The sequence below is a fragment of the Sphingomonas sp. Leaf230 genome, from assembly GCF_001421745.1.
GTDB lineage: Bacteria > Pseudomonadota > Alphaproteobacteria > Sphingomonadales > Sphingomonadaceae > Sphingomonas.
The window spans coordinates 1-21,837 of sequence record NZ_LMKW01000011.1 but is presented as its reverse complement, the minus strand read 5'-3'; the positions used below and the strand labels follow the sequence as shown (position 1 = coordinate 21,837).

Here is a 21,837-nt window from a genome sequence, read left to right as displayed (position 1 = left end):
GCCGATCAGCCGCACGACGGGCCACCCGCTGGCGTCGCGCGTGTCAGGGCAGGAGTCCCAGGCGTCACGTACCGCGCGATCGGCAGCTTCAGACGGTGGAGCCCGGTTGCCACAAGATCGGCAACCCGCCGTGCGCCGATTTCGCTGAAATGCGTGTCGTCGGCCACGCCGGTGGGATAGCCGGGCGCTCCTGCTGCGCCGGTGTAATGCAGGTAATACCCCTTCGCCGCGTCGGCCCCGGCCGCCTGCACCCACGCCTGTGACGTCTTGCCGAGATCGATCAGCGGCGTCCGCGTCTCGTGCGCAACCTGTCGCGCCGCATCGGCATAGGTCGGAAAGCTCGGTTGCTCGACCCCGTCCTTGAAGTCGCGTCGCGCGACCGGGGTCAGGATCACCGCCTTCGCACCCGCATGGCTGGCGACGTCGAGAAAGCGGCGGAGGTTCGCGCGATACTGCTCGACAGTCGTGAAGCGTTCGGGCTTGTCGACACTCGCATCGTTGTGACCGAACTGGATCAGGAGCGTGTCGCCCTTTCGCAGGTCCGCGGCGATCTTGTCGAGCCGCCCCTCGCGGATGAAGCTGTTGGTGCTGCGCCCGCCGATCGCGCGGTTCTCGATGCTGACGTTTGACGCCACGGCACAACGCAGCATCGTGCCCCAACCCGACTGCGGATAGCGATCCGCCTTGTAATCCTGTGCGGTCGAGTCGCTGGCGATGAAAATCCGCATCGGGGCAGGGGAGGCACCACCCAATGAAGGCGCAACCAGAGCGATGGCTATCAACAGGCCGTTCTTCACCCACACTCTCCCGCGTCTTCTTTCCCGCATGATGCGACGCCGTTCCGCAAAGAGCAACCGTCATCTCGATTAAATAACCATCATGTGGAATGACTAACTAATATTCGGAACGAACTTGGCGGCGACGATTTCGCGGCCTATGCAATGGCGGAGCGCGATGACAGCGCACGGGGAGGGCAGCATGCGCTTGAATGCACGGCTTCACATCGCAGCGGGTATCCTCGCCAACGTGCCGTCGATGTCGATCGCCCGCCAGCCGCTCGCCGATTGGGTCGTCGAAGCCAAGGACCCCGCGGCGCGAGTCACCGAACGCCGCGGGATCATCGATATCGATACCGCGAAGGGCCTGACGCTCTGGTGGCGCAAGCCGGTCGCGGGACCGGTCGTCATTCGGTTTCAGGCGATGGCGGTATCGCAGGGCGGCGTGAACGACAAAGTCAGCGACCTCAACGCGTTCTGGATGGCCCGTGAAGACGACGGCAGTTCCGTTCTCGTCCACCGCCGCAGCGGCGCCTTCGCGGACTATGACAGCCTGCGCACCTATTATGTCGGCATCGGCGGTAACCGGAACACGACGACCCGCTTCCGCCGCTATGTCGGCCGCGCCGGCGATCGCCCTCTGCTGCCTCAGCACGACAGGCGCGACACCGCCGACATGCTTCAGCCCAATCGCTGGACTACGATCCGGCTGATCGCGGACGGGCGGACGGTGGCGGTCGAGCGCGACGGGCGGCGGGTGTTCACGCTCGCCGATCCCGCACCCTATGCGTCTGGACAGTTCGGGCTCCGGACCACGTGGAGCCACCTGCGCATCCGCCACCTGTCGATCACGCGCCGCTGATGGAGACGATCATGACCCCGATGAACCCAACGCGGCGCGATACGCTGAAGGCGGCGCTGCTCGGCGGGGCGACCGCGTTGCTGCCGGTCCGGCTCGATGCCGCGCCCGCGCCCGCGTTCCAGCCCGCCCCGATCCGCTGGATCGACGGTGCTGCGCCGGCGGTGCACATGGGGCAGACGTTCGGCGTCGCCTGGCCGCGTGGCGTGCTGAAGCGCAACACCGCGCTCGCGGTTCGTAACGCCGACGGCGCTGACATACCTGCGCAGACCTGGACCACCGCGAGCTGGCCCGACGGCTCGATCAAGTGGAGCGCGCACGCGATACCCGCCGATGTCGCGCCCGCTGGCCTGATCGTCACGCGCGGTCGGGCGACGGCACCGGCGCGCGCGGTGAAGGTCACCGAGACGACCGATGCGGTGGTCATCGACGTCGGCGACCTGCGCTGGGAGATCGGTCGCACCGGCCCCGCATTGGTCCGCTCGGCGAGCCAGTCCGGGCGGCTCGTACTCGGTGCGGTTTCTCTGGTTGGTTCGGTAAAGTCCGACCCGCTCCACGGCGAACCCATGTCGTTCGCCGGCGAGATCGAAAAGGTGACCATCGAGCAACGCGGCCCCGTCCGCGCGGTCGTCAGGATCGAGGGGCGGCACGCGATGGCCGATCGTCGCTGGCTCCCCTTTACGGTGCGGCTCTATGCCTATGCCGGATCGGCGGCGTTGCGGATCGTCCACAGCTTCGTGTTCGACGGCAATCCCGGTCGGGATTTCCTCGCGAGCCTCGGCGTACAGGCGTCCGTGCCGATGCGTGGCGTACTCCACGATCGCCATGTCCGCATCGCCACCGACGGCCAGATGTTCGCCGAGGGCGTGCGACCGCTTACCGGTCTGCGGCGCGACCCCGGCCGAGCGTTTCGCGACGCGCAGGTCGCCGGTCGCGCAACCCCGCCGCTGGCAACGATGGCGCCAGCGGTGCGCGACACGCTGGAGCGAATCCCCGCCTGGGGCGACTTCCGCCTCGAACAGCCCAACGCCAATGGCTGGCAACTGACCAAGCGGACCGCGCCCGGCCAGGGTTGGATCGACGCCGACGAGGGCGCGCGGGCGCCGGGTCTTGCGTATGTCGGCGGTCCCGACGGCGGCGTCGCAATTGGCCAACGCTATTTCTGGCAGCGTCATCCGACCGCGCTCCACATCGACGGTGCGGATGGCGATGCGGCGCGGCTGACTGCGTGGCTGTGGTCGCCCGAGGCGCCAGCGATGGACCTGCGCCCCTATCACGGCGCGATGGGGATGGAGGGATTTGCCGCACAGAACGAAGGGCTGTCCGTCACCTATGAGGATTACGAGCCAGGCTGGGACGACGCATCCGGCATCGCGCGGACCAGTGAACTGACGCTCTGGGCGTTGTCTGCAACGCCCGACACCGTGACGCTCGCGCAGATGGCGAAGGCTCAAGCGACACCGCCGCAATTGATGGCGAGCCCCGAACACCTCCACGCCGCGCACGTGTTCGGCGACTGGGGCCTGCCCGATCGCTCGACGCCGAACCGCACCGCGATCGAGAACCAGCTCGACAATTTGATCGACTTCTACGCGGGCGAGGTCGACCGCCGGTCCTGGTACGGGTTCTGGAACCACGGCGACATCATGCACACCTATGACATCGACCGGCATCGCTGGCGGTATGATATCGGCGGGTTTGCGTGGGACAACAGCGAGCTCTCGCCCGACCTGTGGCTCTGGTATTCGGTCCTGCGCACCGGCAACGCGCAGGCGTTCCGCTTTGCCGAAGCGATGACTCGCCACACCGGCGAGGTCGATGTGTATCATGGCGGGCGTTTCGCCGGCATGGGCACGCGCCACGGCGTCCAGCACTGGAGCGACAGCTCGAAACAGCCACGCGTCAGCAACGCGAGCTATCGCCGCATCTTCTATTATCTGACCGCGGACGAGCGCGTCGGCGACCTGATGCGCGACCTGCTCACCTCCGACCAGACGCTCCAGCAGGTCGAGATCGGGCGGAAGGTGCCGGGGGCGAAGAAGTCTGTGCTACCGACGGGTACGATCGAGATGACTTTCGGCACGACCTGGTGCCCGCTCGCTGCGGCTTGGCTGACCGAATGGGAGCGGACCGGTGACTCCCGCTGGCGCGACCGAATCGTCGCGGGGCTTGATAGTATCGGCCGCCTGCCGCACGGCTGGATGACCGGTAGCGCGCCGTTCGATCTCGCCTCGGGACGGTTCATCGACCAGAATCGCGGTATCCGGCTCTCGCATCTCAACGCGGTGTTCGGCGCGGTCGAGGTGAGCTCTGAACTGATCCGCCTGCTCGATGTGCCCCGCTATCGCACCGCCTGGCTCGATTACTGCCGATGGTACAACGCGCCGCAGGCCGAATATCTGGCAAAGTTCGGCGCACCGTTTGGCCCGCGCAACCTCCGTGAGGCCCATTCGCGGCTCACCGCGTACGTCGCGCACGAAACGCAGGATGCGACGCTCGCTGCCCGAGCGGCGGGCGAATTCCTGTCGGGCGATGCAGGGCTTGGCACATGGCCGAGCGATCCGCGGCATACCGAAGGGCACGTCACCGAATGGCCCGGCGTCTCGACCAACGCGTCCGCGCAATGGGGTCTCGCCGCAATCCAGTGTCTGGCATTGATCCGCGAAGCGCTCGACCGTTCGACCATCCAATCGCCGGAGGCGTTGGGCAAACGCCGTCTTGGGGACGCAGGTCGCGATTGATTTGAAAATCCCGTATTGTGGTCACTTGCGCCAAAATATGCGGAGCGGTATCGGTTCTATCAACTGAGGTGTCGCTTCCGGCACCCATCTCTCGGCCATCGGAGTCCCGCATGTACGACCGCACCTATTACGCCACGCATCCTGACATGATGGAGTGCGTCTCCAACGACGAACTGCGCGACCGGTACCTGATCCAGGACCTGTTCCGCGAAGGCGAGTGCGTGCTCAACTACACGCATGCCGAGCGCTTCGTGATCGGCGGCGTCGCCGTCGCGAGCGGAGCTGTGAAACTGCCCGACCAGGCTGAGCCTGCGTCGGCGGCAGGGCACCCGTTCCTGGAGCGTCGCGAGCTTGCGGTCGTCAATGTCGGCAAGGTCACGGGCACCGTCACGGTCGACGGCGAGACGTTTACGCTCGGCAACAAGGATTGCCTGTACGTGACGATGGGCGCCAAGGACGTGCAGTTCTCCGGCGACGGCGCGCGTTTCTATCTGGCGTCGTGCCCCGCGCACAAGGCGTTCACGACGCGCGTGATCTCGGTCGGCGATGCGACGACGCTGGAGCGCGGGAGCCTCGAGGACTCGAACGAGCGGACGATCTACCAGATGGTCATCCCGGGCATCTGTGACAGCGCGCAGCTGGTCATGGGGCTGACGGTGTTGAAGCCCGGTTCGGTCTGGAACACGATGCCGCCGCACATTCACGAGCGTCGCAGCGAGATCTATTTCTACTTCGAACTCGACGATCTCGAGAAGGATCGCGTGTTCCATTACATGGGCGAGGGCGAGGCGACCCGCCACATCGTCATGGCGAACGAGGAAGCGGTGATCAGCCCGCCCTGGTCGATCCACATGGGTTCGGGGACGAAGGCTTATGCGTTCATCTGGGCCATGGCGGGCGAGAACCAGGATTATACCGACATGAACGTCCTGGATATCTGCCAGCTGGCGTAACTTTTGCTCCCCTCCCGTTCACGGGAGGGGTCGGGGGAGGGCGTGTCCACGAGCGTTGGTCCGCATTTCCCCTCCCCTAGCCCCTCCCGCAGGCGGGAGGGGAACGAGAGAGAAAGCATGACCACTTCTTCCGTACCTGACCCCTTCAACCTGACCGGCAAGGTCGCCATCGTCACCGGCGCCAACACCGGCATCGGCCAGGCGATCGCCGTGGCCCTCGCGACCGCTGGCGCGGACGTCGCCTGCGTCGGCCGCACGCCTGCCGAAGACACGGTAGCGCAGATCCGCGCACTCGGACGGAAAGCCGAGATCGTCTCCGCCGACCTGTCGACGATCGAACCCGTACAGCGCGTCGTCGACGAGACGATCGCGAAGCTCGGCGGTCTCGACATCCTGATCAACAACGCCGGCATCATCCGTCGCGCCGACGCGGTCGATTTCACCGAAGCCGATTGGGACGCGGTGATCGACACCAACCTCAAGTCGGTGTTCTTCCTGTGCCAGGCCGCCGGCCGCCACATGATCGCGAACGGTGGCGGCAAGATCGTCAACATCGCCTCGATGCTGACGTTCCAGGGCGGTATCCGCGTGCCGAGCTACACTGCGTCCAAGTCGGGGATCGGCGGCCTCACCAAGCTGCTGGCGAACGAGTGGGCGGCCAAGGGCATCAACGTCAACGCGATCGCACCGGGATACATCGCGACGAACAACACCGTCGCGCTACAGGCGGACGAGACCCGCAACCGATCGATCCTCGACCGCATCCCGGCAGGGAAATGGGGCGACGCGAGCGATCTCGGCGGTGCGGCGGTGTTCCTGTCGTCGGCAGCAGCCAACTACGTCCAGGGCCACATCCTTGCCGTCGATGGCGGCTGGCTCGCACGGTGATCCTCACGTCATCGTCGAGAATTGCGAGACGTTAGGGTTCCGTCTCCTCCCGAGCCTTTGCCGAAAACTATAAAATTTAGCGCAAAATTGCTCATACGAACTGCGCCGTGAGCTAAGGCATCCGCGTAACATTGGTTGGGTCGATGAGCATCGCCAGGAACCTGTCGAAATCGGCTTCTCTGGCTGGCCCTGTCGCGATCACGCGATCCGTCTGTCTACCGCCGAAACGGGTGTCTTTGGGCGTTGCTGAAGCGGCGTGACGAATGCGATCGTCTTTGCGAAGATCTGATAACCGGCGCTTTCGCAGACCGCCTCGCATACGTGTGTAGCGCAACGGCCACAGACGACGAGCGAGGGCGGGTTCCGTGTAATTGCCTATGAACAACATAGGCCAGTCACAGCTAAGCCGTGGTGTTCCGGAACATTGTCCGACCCACCACGGCTTATATTCATGTCACCGAAGCTCAGGTCGCCTGGTTGGACGACACGGGCTTGGCCGTGACGTCGAAACGGTCGGCGTTCATGACCTTGACCCATGCCTTGACGAAGTCGCGCACGAACTTCTGCTCGTGACCGTTCTCGGCATAGACTTCAGCCGTCGCGCGCAGCTGCGAGTTCGAGCCGAAGATCAGGTCGGTGCGGGTCGCCTGCCACTTCTTCTCGCGACCGCCACGATCGTAGCCGATGAACTTCTCGTCGCTCGACGTGTCGACCAGGTCCCAGAAGGTGTCGTTGTCGAGCAGGTTGACGAAGAAGTCGTTGGTCAGCTGGCCCTTGCGCTCGGTGAGTACGCCCTCTGGCGCATCGCCGAAGTTCGCACCGAGTACGCGCAGGCCACCGACCAGCACGGTCATCTCCGGCGCGGACAGGCCGAGAAGCGAAGCCTTGTCGAGCAGCAGCTCCTCGGTCTTCACCGGATGACGCGTCTTCAAATAGTTGCGGAAGCCATCGGCCTGCGGCTCCATCCACACGAAGCTCTCGACATCGGTCCACTCCTGCGTGGCATCGCCGCGTCCACCGAGGAACGGCACCGATACGTCGTGGCCGGCATCCCGCGCTGCCTTCTCGACCGCAGCCGAACCGGCCAGCACGATCGCATCGGCGAGCGACATGTTGCCGCGCAACTCGTTGAGCTTGGCAAGGACCTTGCTCAGCTGCTCTGGCTCGTTGACCGGCCAGTCCTTCTGCGGGGCGAGCGCGATGCGCGCACCGTTTGCACCACCGCGGTGGTCCGACCGACGATAGCTCGATGCCGATGCCCAGGCGGTCTTGACCAGCTGGCCGATCGTCAGCCCGCTCGACAGCACGGCGTCCTTGAACGCAGCGACGTCGGCGTCCGACGGCGCGGTGCCCTCGGGAACCGGATCCTGCCAGATCAGCGTCTCTTCCGGAACCTCGGGCCCGAGGTAGCGAACGCGCGGACCCATGTCGCGGTGCGTCAGCTTGAACCAGGCGCGTGCGAACGCGTCGTCGAGTGCCGACTGATCGTCGCGGAAACGCAGCGCGATCTCGCGGAACTCGGGGTCCATCTTCAGTGCCATGTCGGCGGTGGTCATCATCGTCGGCACGCGCTTGTTCGGATCGCGCGCGTCGGGTGCCATGTCCTCGGGTGCCGGGTTGACTGGCTGCCACTGCTTTGCACCGGCCGGGCTCTCGGTCAGCTCATAGTCGTACTTGAACAGCAGGCGCAGGTAATCGCCGGTCCACTTGGTCGGGTTGTTCGACCATGCGCCCTCGATGCCCGAAGTCGTGATGTGGCCCTGGCCGATCTCTTCGCTGTCGGTCAGCCAGCCGAGACCCTGCATGTGCACGGATTCCGAAGACGGTGCCTTGAAATGCGGCGCGGGCTTGGCGCCATGCGACTTGCCGAACGCGTGGCCGCCGGCGGTCAGCGCGACGGTTTCCTCGGAGTTCATCGCCATCCGCAGGAAGGTTGCCTTCATGTCGCGTGCCGACAGGAGCGGGTTCGGATCACCGCCCGGACCTTCCGGATTGACGTAGATGAGACCCATCTGGATCGCAGCCAGCGGGCCTTCGAGCTCGGGCATGTCCTCGCTGATGCGCGTCTGCGCACCCTCGTTGACCCACAACTCCTCGGCGCCCCAGAATGTATCGCCCTCGGAGGCGAAGACGTCCTTGCGGCCACCGGCAAAACCGAAGATCGGTCCGCCCATGCTCTCGATCGCGACGTTGCCGGCGAGGATGAACAGATCGGCCCAGCTGATGTTCTTGCCGTACTTCTGCTTCAGCGGCCACAACAGGCGACGCGCCTTGTCGAGGTTGCCGTTGTCCGGCCACGAGTTGAGCGGCTCGAAACGCTGCTGGCCCGACGAAGAACCACCGCGACCATCGGTCACGCGGTAGGTGCCGGCGGCGTGCCATGCCATGCGGATCATGAAGGGGCCGTAGTGACCGTAATCGGCAGGCCACCAGGACTTGCTGTCGGTCATCAGCGCGGTCAGGTCCGCCTTCAATGCGGCATAGTCGAGCTGCTGGAACGACTCGGCATAGTCGAACTCTTCGCCCATCGGGTCGGGGGAGACGCCATGCTGGTGCAGCATGTCGATCGGCAGCGCATCCGGCCACCAATCCTTGTTCGTACGGCCGAGCAGCGAGCGGGCCTTGACCTCGCCGCCACCGTTGGGGCCCATGGGGCAACCGCTGCTCTTGGGCTGTTCGTAATCGGCCATGTCGGCGTCCTCTCTCAATCAGTGTTACCTGCGTGATCGGAAGATGCAGGAAATGACCGACATTTGTCCAATCGATTATTCGGATACGATTGATGACAGCAGTCGATCACCAACGGTGGCCGAGTGTCGCGTTGTGGAGCGCAGGGCAGCCGTGTGTCTGCCAAGGGCTTCGAAACGCTAACCCCCTAGAAAGTAGGAAGATTGCGTTGTCCCGGTTGGTCGCTGCGCTTAGACGCGTTGGCTGGCTTATCTGACCCCGGGGGAAATATGGCAACCAAGGCCGCGAGGGGCATCGTCGAGCGCATGTTCGCGCGCAAATCCATTGCGCAGGTGCAACGCGAAACCGCGGCGAGCGAGCTGAAGCGTACGCTGGGCAAATGGAACCTGCTGATGCTGGGCATCGGCTGCATCATCGGCGCGGGCATCTTCGTGCGCACCGGCTCGGCGGCCGCGCTGCATGCAGGACCGGCGGTGCTGTTGTCGTTCGTCGTGGCGGGCATCGTCTGTGCGTTTGCCGGGCTGTGCTATGCCGAGCTGTCGTCGACGTTGCCGGTGTCGGGATCGGCGTACACCTATGGCTACACGACGCTGGGCGAGTTCGTCGCGTGGATGATGGGCGCGCTGCTGATGCTCGAATACGGGCTGGCGGCGTCGGTGGTGGCGGTCGGCTGGTCGGGCTATATGGTAAGCCTGCTGGGCGATTTCGGCGTGCACATTCCGCCGCAGTTCACCGGACCGGCCGGGTACCCGCTGATGCGGGGCGGTGTGCCCGTGCTGCTCGACGGACGGCCGGTGACGACGATCTTCAACCTGCCGGCGTTCCTGATCTGCCTCGCACTCGCCGCGCTGCTGGTGCGAGGCGTGGCGGAATCGGCCAAGGTCAACACGATCATCGTCGCGATCAAGGTCGGCGTGCTGGTCGCCTTCATCGCGGTCGGCGGCGCGATCGTGCTGTCGCACTTCAACGAATTGGTCGCGCGCAACTGGACGCCGTTCATCCCCGCCAGCCAAGGCGACGGCAAGTTCGGCGTCGACGGGATCATGCGCGCCGCCTCGATCGTGTTCTTTGCCTATGTCGGCTTCGAGGCGATCTCGACGGCGGGGCAGGAGGCGAAGGATCCCAAAAAGGACATGCCGTTCGGGATCATCGGGGCGCTGGTCGTCTGCACGCTGATCTACATGCTCGTCGCCGCGATCATGACGCTGCTGGTGCCCTATACCGCGCTCAACGTGCCCGATCCGGTCGCCGTGGTGGTCGACAGTTTCGGCCCGACCTGGAGCTGGCTCGCCAAACTCATCAAGATCGGCGCGATCATCGGCCTGACGTCGGTGGTACTGGTGCTGATGTACGGCCAGACCCGGATCTTCTACACGATGGCGCGCGACGGCCTGTTGCCGCGGGTGTTCGCGACCGTGCACCCGACCTTCAAGACGCCCTATGTCAACACGGTGCTGGTCGGCGTCATCACTGCGGTGGCGGCGGGGTTCTTCGACATCAACGTGCTCGGCGACATGACATCGGTCGGGACGCTGTCGGCGTTCTCGATCGTCTGCCTGTCAGTCATCTATCTGCGCCGGGCCGCGCCCGACTTGCCGCGCGGCTTTACGGTACCGCTTTATCCGGTAGTACCCCTGCTGGGCATCGCGTCGTGCGTCTACCTGATCACCACGGTGCCGATGAAGGTGCTGATGTTCTTCCTCTGGTATCTGGCGGGCGGGGTGGTGCTGTATTTCGCCTACGGCATCCGCCATTCGAACCTGCAGCGCGGCGAGTTGCAGGATGAGGCGCCCGACATGGGCGAGTATGTCGCCCCGGTTGGGGAGCAGCCCTAAGCGAGAGCAGAGACTGGCAAAGGCCCAGCGTGCATGCCCGCGATAGCGGGTCATTTGCAGCATGGGGGTGATCGCCCACGGCCGCTCGGCGTTCGCAGGCCATCGGCTTTCGATGGCCCGATTGGTTCGGGTTTGACGAGTTCGCTCTTGTCTATCTCGTCACACCTTGCTCGTCGCGATCGGACTCGATCCGGCCGGCGAGTTTGTTGACCTGAGCGGTCCTGATCCTGGCAAATAAGGTTCACGCAGAGCCTTCACCGAAGCTGGATCGTTGTTCCGGAATAAGGGGGACGATTGCGAACGGCATGGACCACCGCTTTCCAAAAACCAACGCGTGCCGCCGCTAGAGACCCGGACCATAACGATGCCAATCCGGGCTTGCGCGTCGGCAGGCAACGTCGGCTTGAGCACATCGCTTTCATGCCCGACAGCCTAAGTCTTCGCCGACGCAGCGAGCGATGCCGCCGGCCGGTTTTCGGACGATAGCAGTGCGCGAACATCAGGATCGGGCGTATCGGGGGCATGCTCCCGCTTGGCGGCACCCGATTGAGAGCAGCTTGCGGCGCTACACCATTCCCCAATGTTTGCAGGCGCCTCTTCGCGCCGTGCCAGCAAAGGTCTAGATGTCGCGCCGTTCGTTGGAGATCGCCCGATGCCGCTGTCAGACCCCGTCCGCGCCGCCATCATCAAGGTGCCTGCGGTCACGCTCGGCTTCTGGATCATCAAGATCCTCGCGACCACGCTGGGCGAAACCGCCGGCGATACCGTCAGCATGTCGATGAACCTCGGCTATCTGATCGGCAGCGCGATCTTCCTCGGCGCGCTGGTCCTCCTGGTCGCCTTGCAGATCGGCGCGACACGCTATCGGCCGTTCCTCTATTGGGCGACGATCATCGCCTCGACCACGGCGGGCACGACGATGGCGGACTTCGCCACGCGCTCACTCGGGATCGGCTATGCCGGTGGGTCGGCGCTGCTACTGACGCTCGTCCTGGTGGCGCTGTTCGCCTGGTATCGCACGCTCGGCTCGATCGCGGTCGAGACAGTGCACGAACCGCGTGCGGAACTGTTCTACTGGATCACGATTACCGTCTCGCAGACGCTCGGCACCGCGCTAGGCGACTGGTTCGCCGATACCGGCGGGCTCGGCTACATAGGCGCGGCAGCCATCTTCTCGGCCGGCCTTGCCCTGCTGGTGCTGCTGTACGCCAAGACAAGCGTCAGCCGGGTCACCCTGTTCTGGACCGCCTTCATCCTGACCCGCCCGCTAGGTGCCGCGGTGGGAGATTTCCTCGACAAGCCGGTCGATCATGGTGGGTTGGCCTTCAGCCGTCCGCTGGCATCGGTCGTTCTCGGGGTCGCCATCGTGCTTCTGATCGCCCTCGCTAGGGACAGGGACCGTTCGGCTGCCGTGACTCTGGGACCTGCCTAATAGATATCGCGACAATATCCGCCCTGTTCGGCCATCTCCTCAAGTCGCGCATCGCCTAGGATGGCGCGCAACGCCGCATCGACGGCGCTCGCCATGCCGGCAAGGCTGCCGCACACAATAGATGGCCGCGCCACGATCCGCCCATTCGAGCATCTCGTCAGCAGCATCGGCGACGAGGTGCTGGACGTAGCGGCCACACTCCGCGTCGCGCGAAAAGGCACGATCGATCCGGGTCAGTGACCCATCAGCGGAAAGCGTTTCCAGTTCCGCGGCGAAAGGTCGGTCGTGAGCACCCGACCGCTCGCCGTACAGCAGCCATGCCGGGGCGCCGCCGACGGCTGCGCGATCACGCAGATGCGCCATTAGGCCGGCAAGTCCTGTCCCGTTTCCGATCAGGACGATCGGTACCGTCGGGTCGGCCGGCCCGAACCCTGGGTTGTCGCGGATACGCAGAAGGATGGCGCCACCGATCGGCGCGACCTTCGTCAACCAGCCGGAACCGATCCCGAGCCCTCCATCTGGAGCGGGACACGCACGGACCAGCAGTTCGACCGCGCCGGAGGCTGCGATGGAGGCAATCGAGTAGTCGCGGTGCGCGAGGGCTTGCAGCGGAGCGTCGCCGTCGTCGTCGCGCAGCACCTTGTCCAGCAGCGTTTCACGTAACGCGGGGTCGTCGCACCGACCAACGCGGGCGAGCCATCGCTCCACACGTGCCGGGTCGTGGCGCGGCAGAACCTCCGCGATCGCGCCGGGTGTCCAAATGGTCGGCGCGTAGGGTGTCAGCACTATCCGGTAGACCGCGCCGCCCGGACTGCCCGGATTGACGTGCTCGCGCGATACGAGCGTCCACGGCGCATAGTCCGCGCGTTGCCAGTTGGACCGGATCGCCGCGCCGGCGATCGCGGACAGCTGTTGCTGCCATTGCCGTTCGGCGTCGATGTCCGCGCCATCGAGATCGACGCGGTCGAACAGCAGTCGACCACCGCTTGCATGAAGCCACGCGTCGACACGGTGTCCGAATGCACAGAAATCCGGATATTCGCGGTCGCCAAGTGCCAGCACGGCATAGTCGAGCGCACCGATGTCGATCGGGGCGGCCATCGTCGTTGCTTCGAACTTGCGGGCGCGATCGGGGGCGTCGCCTTCGCCGTAGGTCGCGACCACGAACAGCGCGCGGCGGGCGGCGCGCAGGCTGTCCTGGTCCAGCGTCGCCAGCGCACGGACGGTCGCGCCGGGAAAGGCGGCGGCGCTCAACCGGGCAATGCGTTCGGCATTGCCGGTCTGCGAGGCGTGGACGATGAGCATGTCGCTGCCGAGCGTACCGGTCGACGGAATGGTCCAATTGGCGACAGGACGGAGACCCACTGGCGGACGCTCGCGGGGAGCGGGGGCGTACACCAGACATAATGCCGAAGCGGATCGGCGACAGCCGTAACTCCATTCACCTTGTCGAGCCCCCCAAACCAGCGCGGGCCGCGACGCAAGATGCGGAAGGAAATCATGGCGCTTGAGCTAAGGCCGAACTGTGAGTTCTGTGATCGCGATCTGCCGCCCGAGGCGACGAACGCGCGCATTTGCACTTGTGGATGTACGTTCCGTACGACGTGCGTCGAGACAGAGTTGCTCAACGTCTGCCCGAATTGCGGAGGAGGGTTTACGCCGCGTCCTATCCGCCCTGCGACAGAATGGCGGCCGGGACTATCCGTCGCGAAGAGGCCACCGTCGACGCACCGTCGACAGCTGAGGTTCGAGCCAACTGACATCAGTGATTTGTCAGCCCGATTGCGAGACATACCGCCTGAGCAGCGATGAATCGCCGGCATTCTGGCGCTGAGCTCACCAACCCGGCCCGTCTCAAAACTCAATCATTCACAACAGTTGATTTTTGCGGACCCCGAGACCCTCTTCATCATCGTGCATCTGAAGTTGGGAGGCGGGGACAGGAAGCTGAACGTCCGTGAGTGCTTCTACCGGGTGACCACGTCCGGCTTCATAACGGCAAGCTTGCCGAGGAAGGCGTTTTGAACTGGAAACGGCACACCCTCGCGACGCATGGCGGCCTGAAGGTTTTCGACCAGCGCGTTCAGGTCCTTGGCCTGGATGCCGAGGTTCTTGTGCGCGGTCGCCATGTCGCGACCGGTGTAACGGCAACCGCCGTTCAGCAGGGCGCAGAACTGCTCCTTCAGCGTGCGGCGCAGGCGGATCATGTCCTGCCCCTTGAAGATGTCGCCGATCCGCGCATCGGCCTGGCTCGTCGTCACCAGATCGTCGACGATCCGGTCGATTCCGGCCACCCCGTTAAACGCCTCGAGCATGGCAACGCCTTTGAACGGGCGGCCTCCGGCATTGGCATCGCTCATTGCATGGGGCGCGACCGGGTCCTCGCCGGGCGGCGTGGGCGCGGTCTGGAGGAGGGCGAGCAGGGCAAGGAAGAGCATCGAAATCGTTTCCTAGAAGGCGGTCTGGAGCGACAGGAAGCCGCCGCGTTGGCGCTCGGCCGTCGCGATCGATCCGAGATCGACATAGGCCGCGGTCGCAGTCAGGTTTTTGCTGATCGCATACGCGGCATAGGCGGTCTTCCAGTCGTTCTCCTTGGCGAACCCGAGATTGTCCGGTTTCGACCGGTATTCGCCGCCGACGACCAACTGGCGCGAGATCTGATAGCCCAGCGTGCCCTCGACCTGGACAGTGCGATTTGAGCCACGATCGCCCCCGAACCCGAGCAGGCCGTTCTGGTTGGCCTTGGTATAGCGGATCGTGGTGCCGAACAGGATGCTCTGTCGCAGCAGCAGCTTCGTGGCAGCCACGTAGATGTCGGTACCACTGGCGTGACGTCCACCGACCGCAGCGACGATCTGCGGATCGAGATTGTGCTTGTACTGCGCGCCGATTGCGATCTGCGGCAGGTAGGGGCTGCCATAGACGGCATCGCCGACGACGCGCAGCTTGGCACCGAATACGTCCTGGTTGAGCGTATAGCCGCGGCCGATACCCAGCTTTTCACCTACGTCGCGCGTGTCGAGATTCTGTCGGGCATAGCTCAGTTCCAGCCGGTCGTGGACGCCGATAGCTGCGCCGTGGCTTTCCCACCGATAGTCCGGCAGCAGGATGACCGAGACATGCGCGGACCCGCCGATCCCGTCGACGGTCTCGTTACCGGCGATCAGCGCCCATGTGGAGATGCCGCCGCCCGAACTGCCCTCGATCGTGGTGACGCCGTTGGTCAGCATGAGCTTACCGCCGGCACGACCCTCGCGCGCCGCGGCGGGGGATGCTGTCACGACGGTGATCGCCACTGCGAGCTTGGCGATGCATCCGGCGACGGTCGATGGCGACATGCGAATCATCCGGTATCTCATGGAGACTATTGGTTAATTGTTGGTCTCCCACGCCGGGTTATCGATGCGGAGCCCGAGCGAAAAAGACATGACCGGACGTCAGTGGCGTTTACGGCTTCGCAATCTTCGGACCGTTAGAGGCCAAGCTATGTACGCATCCGTCCTCCGCCTGACCTCGATGATCGTCGTGCTCGCACTGCCGATGGCGGCGCATGCCGCCACGGTGGCGATCGACGTCCGTGGTTTCGACGGCAAGCCGTTGCCGGGCGCGGTGGTCACGATCGAGACGCCCAAGGCGCCGGCGGTGACGGTGCGTGGGCCGTACATGATCGAACAGCGCGACATCGCGTTTCAGCCGCATGTGCTGATCGTCCCCGTCGGCGCGACGGTCGGCTTCCCCAATCGCGACCGGGTGCGTCACCACGTCTATTCGTTTTCGAAGACCAAGAAGTTCGATCTGAAACTCTATGGGCAGGAGGATGCGCGAACCGTCCTGTTCGACCGTCCGGGTGTGGTCCCGCTCGGCTGCAACATCCATGACTCGATGAGCGGATTCGTGTTCGTGTCTGCCACCCCGTTTGCCGCGCTGACCGACCAGGCGGGGCATGTCAGCATCACCGGCGTTCCCGCGGGGACAGGCACGGTCCGTGTCTGGCACCCATCGATTCGCGCGCCCGGCAGCACCGCGTCCCAGCCGATCGACGTCGCCGCCACCGGCTTTGCCACGACTTTCGTGCTGCACCGGTGATGAGTCTGCGCTGGCCGCGGTTCCGTCATCTCCGGACCAAGCTGTCAGTGCTGTACGCAAGCCTGTTCGCGGTGACGCTGGTGCTGCTTGCCGTCGTCGCGCAGGTGATGATCTGGACGCACGCGCGCGATTCCGTGCGTCAGGAACTCGTTACCAGCGGCAGCGTCTACGACCGGCTCTGGTCGCTCAGGTCTCAGTCGCTGATCGCCTCGGCCGATCTCTTGTCGCGAGATTTCGGATTTCGCGCGGCGGTCGCTAGCGGCGATCGGCCGACGATCGCGTCCGCGCTTGCCAATATCAGCAACCGGGCAGAGGTTACTGCCGCGTTCGTGGTCGATCAGGACGGCCAGGTCACGGGTCCCTCAGGCGCCCTGGCTGCGACGGTCGCGCGGTTCCCCTTCGCGGTTCCGGACGGTCGGCGCGACGCGGTCGTGGTGGTGGCGGGGCAGGTGTACCGACTCATCATGTCCCCGGTGATGGCACCTATGCAGGTCGGCTGGGTGGTCTTCGCGGTGCAACTAGACGGCATGGAGATGCAGGGGCTCGAACGGCTTTCTGCGATCCCGCTGATCGCGACGATCATGCGCAGCGACGGCGCAGGGCGCTGGCACGCGGCAGACAGGTCGGTCGGATCGGACGCCGCGGTCGACGATCTGGTCGAGGCATCGCGGTCGTCTCGGACACTCGCCACCCTTAATCTGTCGACCGGCCGCGCGTTCGCGATCGCCAAGCCGCTCGCCGGCCTGACAAATCGACCGCAGGCGGCGATCCTGATCCGCTATCCCCTCAACGCCGCACTGACTCCGTATCTGCCATTGCAGGCGGGCATCGCACTAGCCGGGCTGGCCGGGCTGATCCTCGTCGTGCTGGGCAGCCGGCGCCTGGCGATGGGAATCGCCGGACCGATCGCGGCGCTGGAGGCCGCGGCGCGAGCGCTGGAGGAGGGGAGTCGCGCGCATATCGTCGTGAAGGGGCGCGACGAGATCAGCAGGCTGGCCGCCAGCTTCGACCGGATGTCCGCCGGCATCCTCGAACGCGAGAACCGGATCACGCATCTCGCGTTCCACGATGTCCTCACCGGCCTGCCGAACCGAACCTTTTTTCGACAGTCGCTCGACCAGGCGATCCTCCAGGTCCGGCGCACCGGCGGGGGGATCGCGGTGCTGTGTCTCGATCTCGATCGCTTCAAGGGCGTGAACGACACGCTCGGTCATCCGGTCGGCGATGCGTTGCTGAAGGCGATCGGCACGATGTTGAGCGAGGTCGCACCCGACGGGCTGGTCTCGCGGCTCGGCGGCGACGAATACGCGATGATCCTCTCGGGCCAGTTCGATGCCGATCGCCCGCGCATCCTTGCACAGAGCATCCTCGACATAATGCGCCAGCCGGTCGTGGCCGATGGCCACCATATCGCGACCGCGGTCAGCATCGGCATCGCGATCGGCCCGGTCGATGGCGAGGACGCCGACGAACTGCTCAAGAATGCCGACCTCGCGCTGTATCTCGCCAAGGAAGACGGCCGCGGCGTGTTCCGGTTTTTCGAACCCTCGCTCGACGCGGCCGCGCGCTGGCGTCGGCAAGTCGAGCTCGACCTTCGCGCGGCGATCCAGGCAGGCCAGTTCGTGCTCAATTACCAGCCGGTATTCGACCTGAAGGCGGACCGGATCGGTGGGTTCGAAGCGCTCGTGCGCTGGCATCATCCGGAGCGCGGCATCGTTCCCCCGGCCGAGTTCATCCCGATCGCCGAGGATACCGGGCTGATCATCGCGATCGGCGAGTGGGTGATGCAGGAAGCCTGTCGACAAGCGATGCACTGGCCAGAGCATATCCGCGTCGCGGTCAACGTCTCGCCGCTGCAGTTCCGAAACAGCGGGTTGCAGGCGATCATTCTCCAGGCGCTCGCACATAGCGGCCTGGCGCCCGACAGGCTCGAGATCGAGATCACGGAATCGGTCTTCCTCGACGGCGAGGGCCCGGTCATCGCGTTGCTGCACACGCTGCGCGCGATGGGCATCCGCGTCGCGCTCGACGATTTCGGCACCGGCTACTCGTCGCTCAGCTACCTGCGCAGCTTCCCGTTCGACAAGATCAAGATCGACCGCTCGTTCATCACCAGCATCGCCACCGATCCGAGCGCCGCGGCGATCGTCCGCGCGATCGTCGACTTGGCGACCGCGCTGGACATGGAAACGACCGCCGAGGGCGTCGAGGATACCGGGCAGCTCGACCTGCTGCGCGGTGAGGGCTGCGGTAACATTCAGGGCTATCTATTCAGTCGTCCGGTTGAGAGTGGCCGCATCGCTGGGCTGCTCGAGAACAGGATCAGCCGGGCAGCATAGCGGAAGGAAGAGCGCGCATCGCGCTCGTTGCCGGCTGTTCCTCGGGCTTTGCCTTGAAAACCGCATCAGCACTCACCGCGCGAGCAAGGCTGCGGTAAATACACTCACCGAGAGCCTCGCCTTTCGTGCTGCCGGCCCGTCCGCCGACGACCCAGTTCGGCGCCAATGCGATGCCCCTCCCGCGCGGGCTCGATAACTCGACTACAAGTTGTTGATCGAGGGGATGATGACGCCGTTCCACGAGGGCACGGGACCGGTCATGCATGTGGGCGATGTCGTTGCAACCGGGTTCGAGGTCGCCACCAATCCCGCGACGCCGCTCAAGATCGCCGCCGATGCGGTCTCGGTTGCCTGATACGCGAGCCCAGCGGCCGACGGGTGCGAACCTGCCGACCGCTGGGCCCTGCCTGAGTATCATTCGGCAGCGATCCGGGCGGCGGTCTCGCGGTAGCCGTGGAGAGGGCGGCCAAGCAGCGTCACGAGACGCTCGCGGTCGCCATCTTCCGGGATCATACCGTCGCTGACGTAGCGCTCGGCCATGAGACGCATCTCATAAGCCATCCATTCCGGCATGAACGTCGCCATGGTCTGTTCGAAGCCGCTGGGATCGTCGCCACCATAGGTGACGGTGCGGCCGAGGACGTCGGACCAGATCGTCGCGACGTCGAGCCCGGTCAGCGTCTCGGGGCCGACCAGGTTGATCGTCTCGATCGGCAGCGTGTGCGGTGCGCGCTCACGACGGATCAACTCGATCGCCGCGACCTCGGCGATGTCGCGCGCGTCGACCATCGCCACGCCCCTGCCGCCGATCGGTATCGGGTAGACGCCGTGCTGCAGGATCACGTCCTTCACCATCACCTCATTGTCGATGAAGTAGGTCGGGCGCAGGATGGTGGCGCCGAAGCCCATCGCGACCAGCATCCGCTCGGCCCCCGATTTCACCGCAAAGTGCGGGACATTGACGGCGCGGTCGGCGTCGAACACCGACAGATAGACGACGCGATCGACGCCGGCTTCGCGCGCGACGTTGAGTGTGAGGATAGCCTGGGTGAATTCGTCGCCCGTTACCGCATTGAGCAGGAACACCGTCCTGACGCCGGAGAAGGCGGCGCGCAGCGCGCCGATGTCGAGCAGGTCGCCTTGCATCACCTCGACGCCGACCGGGAACGCAGCCTTGGCGGGATCGCGCGTGAGCACGCGTACCTGCGCATCGCGCTGTATGAGTTGGTCGACGACATGGCGGCCGACGCGGCCGGTGGCTCCGATCACGAGAATGGTCATGGTGTTCGCTCCTTCGTTTTGTCTTGCTGACGATGCAAAGATGCGTGATCCACGCTCGTGCAAATAGATGCGTAATCTGGACGCATGGTCTCACTGGTGGAACGTTATGGACCTGCTCGCGCTTGCCGACTTCATACTCGTCGCCCGTCATGGCGGGTTTGGAAAAGCCGCTCGTGCCGCGCGCCGGCCCAAGGCGACGCTGTCCCGACGCGTGGGGGAGTTGGAGGCAGCGCTCGACCTGCGGCTGTTCGAACGCGGACGACGTGATCTCAAGCTGACCGAAGAAGGGCGCGCGCTGTTCGAACGCGCCGGCGCGCTGCTGACCGAATTGGAGGAAACGGCCGCGGCCATTGCCTCGGGCAGCGAACGGGTACGCGGCCGGCTGCGGATCAGCGCACCGCTGCTGTTCTCGCAGACGGCGATGGGCCGGTTGGCTGCAGAGTTCTCCCGCCGCCACACCGAAATACGGCTGGAAGTGACCACTGAAGATCGTGCCGTGGACATGATCGAGGAAGGCTACGATCTGGTGATCCGCGTCGATCCCGCGGCAGATGATGCGCTGGTCGGCCGCCCGTTTCTCCACGACCGACTGGTGGTGGTGGCCGCGCCTGACATGCCGCGCAGTGCGGGCGTCGTGACCGCCGTGGTGCGCGGTGGCGATGCCGCGCAAAACTGGCGGCTTGCCAATGCGGCTGGGACGTCGACGATCGCGGTCGATCCGGTGCTGCGCCTGTCGTCGTTGATCATGATCCGCGACGCAGTGCGCGCTGGGGCAGGGGCCGCCCGGCTACCGCTGTCGCTGGTCAGTCGCGATATCGCCAACGGGTGGCTGGCGCATTGGGGCGACATAGCGGACTCAGATATCGCCCTTTGGGCACTTTACCCGTCGCGCAGACTGCTCAATGCAAGGGTGTCCGCCTTTCTCGACTTTCTGCGGCAATCTTTCCCGCACGCCGCGCCCGAGGAACTCGCTGCCTATCTCGATGGGTGAGGCGGGAGGACATTTCGCCAACACGCAATCATCCGACAGGTTTTATAATGTTTCGAGGGTCACCTCGACGCGGCCGATCCCCGCACAGCACCCGCCGCGGCGGTGATCGATTCGGGCACATTGATGATGGCGGCGCCCGGGCAGGGTATCCCTTGCGCACCGTAACGCCAGTGGCAGCATTAATGCTTATGTGATCTGCCCGAGGAATGGCTGGCAGCAAACCAGCCAGTCGCGACCGCCCGGATAGCGACTTTGTTCAACGGCTGGGTGCCATCGATGCGTGCCCTGATCACCTGCGGCGAAAAGGTCCTGGTGGTCCGCCGCATCTACGTGTTGCCGCCCTTGCCGTGCTGGCCGCGAGTAACGGGCGTGACGCTGCTAGGCGACGCCGCGCACCTCATGTCACCGTTCGCGGGGAGGGTGCCAATCTTTCAACGCTCGATGCGGCAGGGCTCGCGTGCGCGTTGACCATCACGGCGATACCGAGGGTGCCCTAGCCATCAACGAACAGCATCCGGGTGATGAACTGGGGCAACTCATTCAGCCGCCCTTCCTGCGCGAGCCAGTCGAACCGTGCGCGCCAATAGTCGGTGAGCCGCTCATGTCCGCGAGCCCGACACCGGACCGCGACCCTCCCGCGTCATCGTTATTCCATATTTCAAAAATTCCCTGTTGACGTTCTGAGTTCGCTCTCTTAGATACATCGAACCGCAGCGGGGTGCCTCACCGGCTACCGCTTCGGTCGCAAAAAACCAGATGCTCCAAGCTTTCTCGGAAGAGAGGGTTATGCGAGTGTCGGTATTTTTGTCGGCTCTTTGACATTGTAGGTTAAGATGAAGGGACATGTGGGCGGCGGCTTGCGGTTTCCGGGCTCCTCAAGGGTTCGGGGTATCGTTTAAAGCTAAGTCGTTCTCATATGTCCTTCACATATTCCATATGTAATGGACGCTCTGTCTGGCTTTGGTCGG

At 64.8% G+C, this 21,837-nt stretch carries 17 protein-coding genes and 2 pseudogenes; 12 read left to right on the top strand and 7 right to left on the bottom strand.

What is annotated here, in order from left to right:
• Nucleotides 1–5: 5 nt before the first annotated feature.
• Nucleotides 6–728: a rhamnogalacturonan acetylesterase gene (locus ASE82_RS14425; RefSeq protein WP_235524725.1), complete on the bottom strand. Its 723-nt coding sequence runs from the start codon at nucleotides 726–728 to the stop codon at nucleotides 6–8.
• Nucleotides 729–978: 250 nt separating this feature from the next.
• On the opposite strand from ASE82_RS14425, the gene ASE82_RS14420 reads away from it, so the two are divergent.
• The 5 genes and pseudogenes from ASE82_RS14420 to kduD all read left to right on the top strand — a co-directional run bounded on the left by ASE82_RS14420 (nucleotide 979) and on the right by kduD (nucleotide 6,217).
• The gene (locus ASE82_RS14420; RefSeq protein WP_056065386.1) at nucleotides 979–1,638 is read left to right on the top strand and encodes a DUF6250 domain-containing protein; all 660 of its coding nucleotides are present in this window, start codon (nucleotides 979–981) and stop codon (nucleotides 1,636–1,638) included.
• A pseudogene (locus tag ASE82_RS20410) lies at nucleotides 1,638–3,071 on the top strand (Tat pathway signal sequence domain protein); the annotation flags it as partial. The gene ASE82_RS14420 and the pseudogene ASE82_RS20410, both read left to right, overlap by 1 nt.
• A 3-nt stretch (nucleotides 3,072–3,074) precedes the next feature.
• Nucleotides 3,075–4,376 carry an exo-rhamnogalacturonan lyase family protein gene (locus tag ASE82_RS20405; RefSeq protein WP_443025115.1) on the top strand — a complete coding sequence of 434 codons (1,302 nt, stop codon included), beginning with the start codon at nucleotides 3,075–3,077 and terminating at the stop codon, nucleotides 4,374–4,376.
• A 110-nt stretch (nucleotides 4,377–4,486) separates the two neighbouring features.
• Nucleotides 4,487–5,329 carry a 5-dehydro-4-deoxy-D-glucuronate isomerase gene (gene kduI, locus ASE82_RS14410; protein WP_056064857.1) on the top strand — a complete coding sequence of 281 codons (843 nt, stop codon included), beginning with the start codon at nucleotides 4,487–4,489 and terminating at the stop codon, nucleotides 5,327–5,329.
• Between the two features lie 117 nt (nucleotides 5,330–5,446).
• Nucleotides 5,447–6,217 (top strand): 2-dehydro-3-deoxy-D-gluconate 5-dehydrogenase KduD, encoded by a 771-nt coding sequence (gene kduD, locus ASE82_RS14405; RefSeq protein WP_056064855.1) that lies wholly within the window; start codon nucleotides 5,447–5,449, stop codon nucleotides 6,215–6,217.
• A gap of 464 nt (nucleotides 6,218–6,681) precedes the next feature.
• Here the strand turns inward: kduD and katG are convergent, their stop codons facing one another.
• Nucleotides 6,682–8,907, bottom strand: coding sequence for a catalase/peroxidase HPI (gene katG, locus ASE82_RS14400; RefSeq protein ID WP_056064852.1), 2,226 nt, complete (start codon nucleotides 8,905–8,907; stop codon nucleotides 6,682–6,684).
• Nucleotides 8,908–9,174: 267 nt separating this feature from the next.
• Between katG and ASE82_RS14395 the strand changes: the two genes are divergently transcribed.
• A complete protein-coding gene (locus tag ASE82_RS14395; RefSeq protein ID WP_056064850.1) occupies nucleotides 9,175–10,740 on the top strand; it encodes an amino acid permease in 1,566 nt (521 codons plus the stop codon).
• Nucleotides 10,741–11,392: 652 nt separating this feature from the next.
• Nucleotides 11,393–12,172, top strand: coding sequence for a COG4705 family protein (locus ASE82_RS14390; protein WP_056064847.1), 780 nt, complete (start codon nucleotides 11,393–11,395; stop codon nucleotides 12,170–12,172).
• Between the two features lie 39 nt (nucleotides 12,173–12,211).
• On the opposite strand, the gene ASE82_RS14385 is transcribed toward ASE82_RS14390, so the two are convergent.
• Entirely contained in the window at nucleotides 12,212–13,537 is a 1,326-nt protein-coding gene (locus tag ASE82_RS14385) for an NADPH cytochrome P450 oxidoreductase family protein (protein ID WP_056064844.1), read from the bottom strand.
• 120 nt (nucleotides 13,538–13,657) lie between these two features.
• Here ASE82_RS14385 and ASE82_RS19045 point away from each other — a divergent pair, with 120 nt between their 5' ends.
• A complete protein-coding gene (locus ASE82_RS19045; protein ID WP_335337811.1) occupies nucleotides 13,658–13,984 on the top strand; it encodes a DUF1272 domain-containing protein in 327 nt (108 codons plus the stop codon).
• A gap of 155 nt (nucleotides 13,985–14,139) precedes the next feature.
• Here ASE82_RS19045 and ASE82_RS14380 read toward each other — a convergent pair whose 3' ends face one another.
• The gene (locus ASE82_RS14380) at nucleotides 14,140–14,610 is read right to left on the bottom strand and encodes a group I truncated hemoglobin (RefSeq protein ID WP_056064841.1); all 471 of its coding nucleotides are present in this window, start codon (nucleotides 14,608–14,610) and stop codon (nucleotides 14,140–14,142) included.
• A gap of 12 nt (nucleotides 14,611–14,622) precedes the next feature.
• Nucleotides 14,623–15,510 (bottom strand): DUF3034 family protein, encoded by an 888-nt coding sequence (locus ASE82_RS14375; protein ID WP_156348914.1) that lies wholly within the window; start codon nucleotides 15,508–15,510, stop codon nucleotides 14,623–14,625.
• 148 nt (nucleotides 15,511–15,658) lie between these two features.
• On the opposite strand from ASE82_RS14375, the gene ASE82_RS14370 reads away from it, so the two are divergent.
• From ASE82_RS14370 to ASE82_RS20280, 3 genes are all read left to right on the top strand, one after another.
• Nucleotides 15,659–16,258, top strand: coding sequence for a methylamine utilization protein (locus ASE82_RS14370; protein ID WP_235524724.1), 600 nt, complete (start codon nucleotides 15,659–15,661; stop codon nucleotides 16,256–16,258).
• A complete protein-coding gene (locus ASE82_RS14365) occupies nucleotides 16,258–18,597 on the top strand; it encodes a putative bifunctional diguanylate cyclase/phosphodiesterase (protein ID WP_056064835.1) in 2,340 nt (779 codons plus the stop codon). Before ASE82_RS14370 ends, ASE82_RS14365 begins: the two co-directional genes overlap by 1 nt.
• Before the next feature lie 226 nt (nucleotides 18,598–18,823).
• Nucleotides 18,824–18,952 (top strand): hypothetical protein, encoded by a 129-nt coding sequence (locus tag ASE82_RS20280; protein ID WP_268795435.1) that lies wholly within the window; start codon nucleotides 18,824–18,826, stop codon nucleotides 18,950–18,952.
• A gap of 59 nt (nucleotides 18,953–19,011) precedes the next feature.
• Here the strand turns inward: ASE82_RS20280 and ASE82_RS14360 are convergent, their stop codons facing one another.
• Nucleotides 19,012–19,878, bottom strand: coding sequence for an SDR family oxidoreductase (locus ASE82_RS14360; protein WP_056064832.1), 867 nt, complete (start codon nucleotides 19,876–19,878; stop codon nucleotides 19,012–19,014).
• A 106-nt stretch (nucleotides 19,879–19,984) separates the two neighbouring features.
• Between ASE82_RS14360 and ASE82_RS14355 the strand changes: the two genes are divergently transcribed.
• Nucleotides 19,985–20,869 (top strand): LysR family transcriptional regulator, encoded by an 885-nt coding sequence (locus ASE82_RS14355; protein WP_056064830.1) that lies wholly within the window; start codon nucleotides 19,985–19,987, stop codon nucleotides 20,867–20,869.
• A 493-nt stretch (nucleotides 20,870–21,362) separates the two neighbouring features.
• Here the strand turns inward: ASE82_RS14355 and ASE82_RS20135 are convergent.
• A pseudogene (locus ASE82_RS20135) lies at nucleotides 21,363–21,461 on the bottom strand (epoxide hydrolase N-terminal domain-containing protein); the annotation flags it as partial.
• Nucleotides 21,462–21,837 lie beyond the last annotated feature (376 nt).

Bases quoted from the DNA above. Each gene is read 5' to 3' on its own strand.
- ASE82_RS20405 (WP_443025115.1), top strand. From the start codon at position 3,075: ATGGCGAAGGCTCAAGCGACACCGCCGCAATTGATGGCGAGCCCCGAA.
- ASE82_RS14365 (WP_056064835.1), top strand. From the start codon at position 16,258: ATGAGTCTGCGCTGGCCGCGGTTCCGTCATCTCCGGACCAAGCTGTCA.
- kduD (WP_056064855.1), top strand. From the start codon at position 5,447: ATGACCACTTCTTCCGTACCTGACCCCTTCAACCTGACCGGCAAGGTC.
- ASE82_RS14395 (WP_056064850.1), top strand. From the start codon at position 9,175: ATGGCAACCAAGGCCGCGAGGGGCATCGTCGAGCGCATGTTCGCGCGC.
- ASE82_RS14375 (WP_156348914.1), bottom strand. From the start codon at position 15,510: ATGTCGCCATCGACCGTCGCCGGATGCATCGCCAAGCTCGCAGTGGCG.
- ASE82_RS14425 (WP_235524725.1), bottom strand. From the start codon at position 728: ATGCGGATTTTCATCGCCAGCGACTCGACCGCACAGGATTACAAGGCG.
- ASE82_RS19045 (WP_335337811.1), top strand. From the start codon at position 13,658: ATGCGGAAGGAAATCATGGCGCTTGAGCTAAGGCCGAACTGTGAGTTC.
- kduI (WP_056064857.1), top strand. From the start codon at position 4,487: ATGTACGACCGCACCTATTACGCCACGCATCCTGACATGATGGAGTGC.
- ASE82_RS14355 (WP_056064830.1), top strand. From the start codon at position 19,985: ATGGACCTGCTCGCGCTTGCCGACTTCATACTCGTCGCCCGTCATGGC.
- katG (WP_056064852.1), bottom strand. From the start codon at position 8,907: ATGGCCGATTACGAACAGCCCAAGAGCAGCGGTTGCCCCATGGGCCCC.
- ASE82_RS14390 (WP_056064847.1), top strand. From the start codon at position 11,393: ATGCCGCTGTCAGACCCCGTCCGCGCCGCCATCATCAAGGTGCCTGCG.
- ASE82_RS14380 (WP_056064841.1), bottom strand. From the start codon at position 14,610: ATGCTCTTCCTTGCCCTGCTCGCCCTCCTCCAGACCGCGCCCACGCCG.
- ASE82_RS20280 (WP_268795435.1), top strand. From the start codon at position 18,824: ATGACGCCGTTCCACGAGGGCACGGGACCGGTCATGCATGTGGGCGAT.
- ASE82_RS14420 (WP_056065386.1), top strand. From the start codon at position 979: ATGCGCTTGAATGCACGGCTTCACATCGCAGCGGGTATCCTCGCCAAC.
- ASE82_RS14360 (WP_056064832.1), bottom strand. From the start codon at position 19,878: ATGACCATTCTCGTGATCGGAGCCACCGGCCGCGTCGGCCGCCATGTC.
- ASE82_RS14370 (WP_235524724.1), top strand. From the start codon at position 15,659: ATGTACGCATCCGTCCTCCGCCTGACCTCGATGATCGTCGTGCTCGCA.